The organism is Salinimicrobium profundisediminis (assembly GCF_026241755.1).
Lineage (GTDB): Bacteria > Bacteroidota > Bacteroidia > Flavobacteriales > Flavobacteriaceae > Salinimicrobium > Salinimicrobium profundisediminis.
Genome location: NZ_JAPJDA010000046.1, coordinates 1 through 3,687, shown reverse-complemented (window position 1 = coordinate 3,687; position 3,687 = coordinate 1). Strand labels below are relative to the sequence as shown.

Genomic DNA, 3,687 nt, shown 5'->3' with positions numbered 1-3,687 from the left:
GCGTATAGAGCAACAAGTGCGTTGTTGGTGCTGAGAGTAAGCGTTACCATGTAGTTAATAAAAAATAATTTATTAATGTGGCCTTTTATTAAATTTATAATTTAGTTCGTTTATTTATAATAAGTAAGACAAAAAAACAACAGTATATTTGCTGCATAGAACAAATATACTGTTCAATAGAAAACAATATTTCTCAATTTGGAGCGATTACGTAACGTCTGGTGTTTCTGGCATTTAAATAATGCATTTTTTGGCAGTATGTTCATTGATCATTTTGAATCATTACTCAAGGCAGAACTGTATAGATGTTTATATTTATACATAATTGTCTAGCTATGCTTATTGTATTAACGGGGCAGGTTTGTTTGATTACAGCCAAGGGATTTTACCACCCTTGCCATCTTTTTTACCACTCTTCGCCAAGGAATTTACCAGGCTACGCCAACGTATTTACCAGTACGCAATAAGCCCTACAGATTAACATTCTAGTAGTCCCGTAGGGCTTTATTTTAAATTACTACTCAGAGTGGTTAATGAAATAATTGAAGATTAACTTTCTAGTCCCTTCAAATATATCTTGCTCAGTCCAGCTATAAGGAACAGGTTCCTCACCGTATACCTTTAAAAGCTTTTCATTTGGTTCCTTTGGAAAAGGAATCCAGTTTTTGTAACCCACCCAATAATAGTATTCTTCAATCTTCTGAATCTCTTTAGGGGTTAATGTGGCCATATCAAGGTTACCTTCCTAACCCGTGACGCTCACGCATAGAAACTTCTCCATCTAGTAGAATTTGATAGGAGTCATGAATAATGCGATCTAAGATTGCTTCCGCAATCGTTTCATTTCCTAGCTTTAAATGCCATCCACTAGGATCAATCTGTGAACAGAATATAGTGGAACCCACCTTATGACGCGCCTCTGTAATTTCCAAGAGGATTGCTGCTTCATCCGTTGTTAAATCTGTTAATAGCCATTCATCTAGGATAAGGAGGTCTACTTTCGTATATTTTTTTATGCTCTTCCGATAACTTCCGTCGGCTGCTAATTTAGCGAGTGACAGCTCATCCAGTAATTCTGGTAATCGAATATATTTAACGTTGAAAAACTGGCGACAGGCAGATACTCCGAAGGCAGTAGCTAAGAATGACTTTCCTGAACCAGTAGGTCCTTTTAATATAATGTTATGACTATCAAGTATATAATTACAACTAGCCAACTTCAAAATCAGTTCTTTGTTTAGCCTTCGATCTTCATGATATTCAAGGTCTTCAATACATGCATTGGAATTAAGAAAAGTCGCCATTTTGATTAACCGTTGAAGCTTATTACTCTTTCGGCGGGCATGTTCTAAATCGACAAGTAAACTAAATCGATCTTCAAAAGTCATTTTTTGAAATTCTTTATTCGCTGCTTGTTCCTTATAGGCTTCTGCCATTCCACTTAATTTCATCTCGATTAATTTGGTTAATGTTTGTTCATTCATCATTTATCCGTTCCCCCATAGTAAGAAGCTCCACGTGTAAAGCCAAAATTATTTGTGTTGATTTCTGTTTTCCGTTTTAATTCTTGCTCTGCGTCATTCTTCTTGTTAGTCTTCAGTAGCGTTTGAATACTTTTGACCGTTGGTCTTTTAGTCATTGAGATTACCATCTTACAAGCACGTTCAATCTCATATTTCGTGTATCGACGCTCAAACTTCTTCAAAGAAAATATAGATTGTAGGGCTAGCTTCTCTGTTTGTGAAGTATCTAGAAGATATTGAATTACACTTAACGTTGATTCTCCAATATTTTCTGCCCATTCAATCGCAGCTTCTGGGGTTTGATCAACGAATAACTTGTGATTATCTGGCATATGATCGTGAACAGTGGTAGTTTGACCAAATTTACCATATAATCGTTTATGAGAGGCTATTCTCATATGGTTAAAAAACACCTCTAAGAGTTTATCAGACACTCTCACTTCGACTTCTCGATTGATATATTCGTATGGTACGGAATAAAACATGCTATCGAAGGAAACATGATAGTCAGGTGCTACAGTTGTCTTTTTCCATTCAGACATTTTATAAGGTTCTATCGGAAGGGGAGAAAGGGCAAATTTCTCTTCTTCTTCAAATGCAGACAAACGCGACCCTTTTTTTCGAGTAAAGGGTCTTTTATTAAATTCGTCTAATCTCTTCCTAACCTCTTCGTTCAATTCATCAATAGTAAAGCAATGCATGTTTCTTAATGCTGCGATTATCCAAGTAGAAATCACTCCAACCGACCCTTCTACACTGGCTTTATCTTTAGGGGTACGAACCCTCGCTGGCATGACAACAGTATTGTAGTAGTCCGCCATCTCTTTATAAGCAGGATTTAAGATCAATTCGCGGGTTGTATGCTTAGTAACGCTTGTTTTTAGGTTGTCTGGAACGACAATTTGAGTCGTACCACCGAAATACCTATAGGCATTATTGTGAAGTGTGATCCATGAATGAGAGTCCATAGACAGGCTTGCTTCTGCGTATGATAACTGGCTGCACGGCAAGGTCGCAACGAACACATAGGCTTTTACCTTTTCTCCAGTATCTCTATCAATGATGAATGCTGTGGAGCCCGCCCAATCGACTTCCATGATTTCACCTGGTTTTCTGCGAATGCGCAAAGTAGCTTTGTATTTATCTGCATAATTACTGTAATGACGTAAGAAACTTCGATAAGAGTATGGGATCTTTTGATTCGCTCTACATTCAGCTTCATATTCATGGTGGAGAAGTGAAAGTGTTACATTGGGCTTTGCCAACTCCTCATGAATATAGTCAAAATTCAAGGGATGCCGACCTGAAGCCTCCAATGTTTTCTGAGGAAAAAGAAATTCTTCAATCCATTTATCCGTCATTTCCTCCTCTAACGGACAGACTAGGCCCTTCTTTTCGGCAAGGGTGATGATCTCTGTTACTTTTTGACGAGAATGGCCAGTACTTGAGGCAATACCTCTAAGGCTAATACCCTCATCCTGTAATTCCAATATCTTTCGATAATGAATCATACAAAAAACCTCCTGAATAATAATGACACACCAATAGGTGTGCTCAATAATTATACAGAAGGCAATGTAGTGGTAAACAGCTTGTCATTTGCTGGTACATTTCTTGTCACTAGGTGGTAAATAGAATGTCATTGGTGGTACATTTCAATGGCCGTAATCAGTTTGTTGAATAAAAATTTATTTAACGATAGGGTGTCCTATGTTTTTAGTTAGAAATTCCTTTGTTTTGATTTTGATGTTTTTATTGATAGGTTGTAATGGCATTCAAGAAAATGAAACAGGTTATTTAACTAAAGAACAAGTCTTAAAAGAAAACCCAAAGGCAGATTATTTTGAACTAAATGATAAAGTTTACGTAACGGGTATTGACTGGATAGAGGGAGTCAAGTTAACAAAAGGCGAGGTAATTGGAGAAATTAAAGATGGAATGGCAAGTGAATTATCTGTTGGAACCCAAATCATCGCACCGAGGGAAAGAAGGGATATTCTCATAGTTTAAGATAATGGGATTGAAACAAGATATTTACTAATGTTGGGTGAATAGTACACAAACTCTTGAATTAACTGGTGCTTATTTTCAAGTTCAGCTGCCAAATTAGGCGGCTTTTCTTATGTAACAAACGGGCGGGGCAGTTTAGTGAAAAGTTTGCATT

4 protein-coding genes are annotated in these 3,687 nt (G+C 37.1%); 1 reads left to right on the top strand and 3 read right to left on the bottom strand.

From position 1 onward, the window contains the following. Positions 1-517 precede the first annotated feature (517 nt). The 3 genes from OQ279_RS18100 to istA are packed head-to-tail and all read right to left on the bottom strand — an operon-like array spanning position 518 to position 3,013. Positions 518-730, bottom strand: a complete 213-nt coding sequence (locus OQ279_RS18100) for a hypothetical protein (protein ID WP_066443262.1) — start codon at positions 728-730, stop codon at positions 518-520. 7 nt (positions 731-737) lie between these two features. Next, entirely contained in the window at positions 738-1,484 is a 747-nt protein-coding gene (istB, locus tag OQ279_RS18095; protein ID WP_066451481.1) for an IS21-like element helper ATPase IstB, read from the bottom strand. After that, on the bottom strand, positions 1,484-3,013 hold the full coding sequence (gene istA / locus OQ279_RS18090) for an IS21 family transposase (protein WP_266071262.1): 1,530 nt from the start codon (positions 3,011-3,013) through the stop codon (positions 1,484-1,486). The genes istB and istA overlap by 1 nt, the downstream gene beginning before the upstream one ends. Before the next feature lie 220 nt (positions 3,014-3,233). Between istA and OQ279_RS18085 the strand changes: the two genes are divergently transcribed. Beyond that, the gene (locus OQ279_RS18085) at positions 3,234-3,533 is read left to right on the top strand and encodes a hypothetical protein (RefSeq protein WP_066442662.1); all 300 of its coding nucleotides are present in this window, start codon (positions 3,234-3,236) and stop codon (positions 3,531-3,533) included. Positions 3,534-3,687 lie beyond the last annotated feature (154 nt).

Bases quoted from the DNA above. Each gene is read 5' to 3' on its own strand.
- OQ279_RS18100 (WP_066443262.1), bottom strand. From the start codon at position 730: ATGGCCACATTAACCCCTAAAGAGATTCAGAAGATTGAAGAATACTAT.
- istB (WP_066451481.1), bottom strand. From the start codon at position 1,484: ATGAATGAACAAACATTAACCAAATTAATCGAGATGAAATTAAGTGGA.
- OQ279_RS18085 (WP_066442662.1), top strand. From the start codon at position 3,234: ATGTTTTTAGTTAGAAATTCCTTTGTTTTGATTTTGATGTTTTTATTG.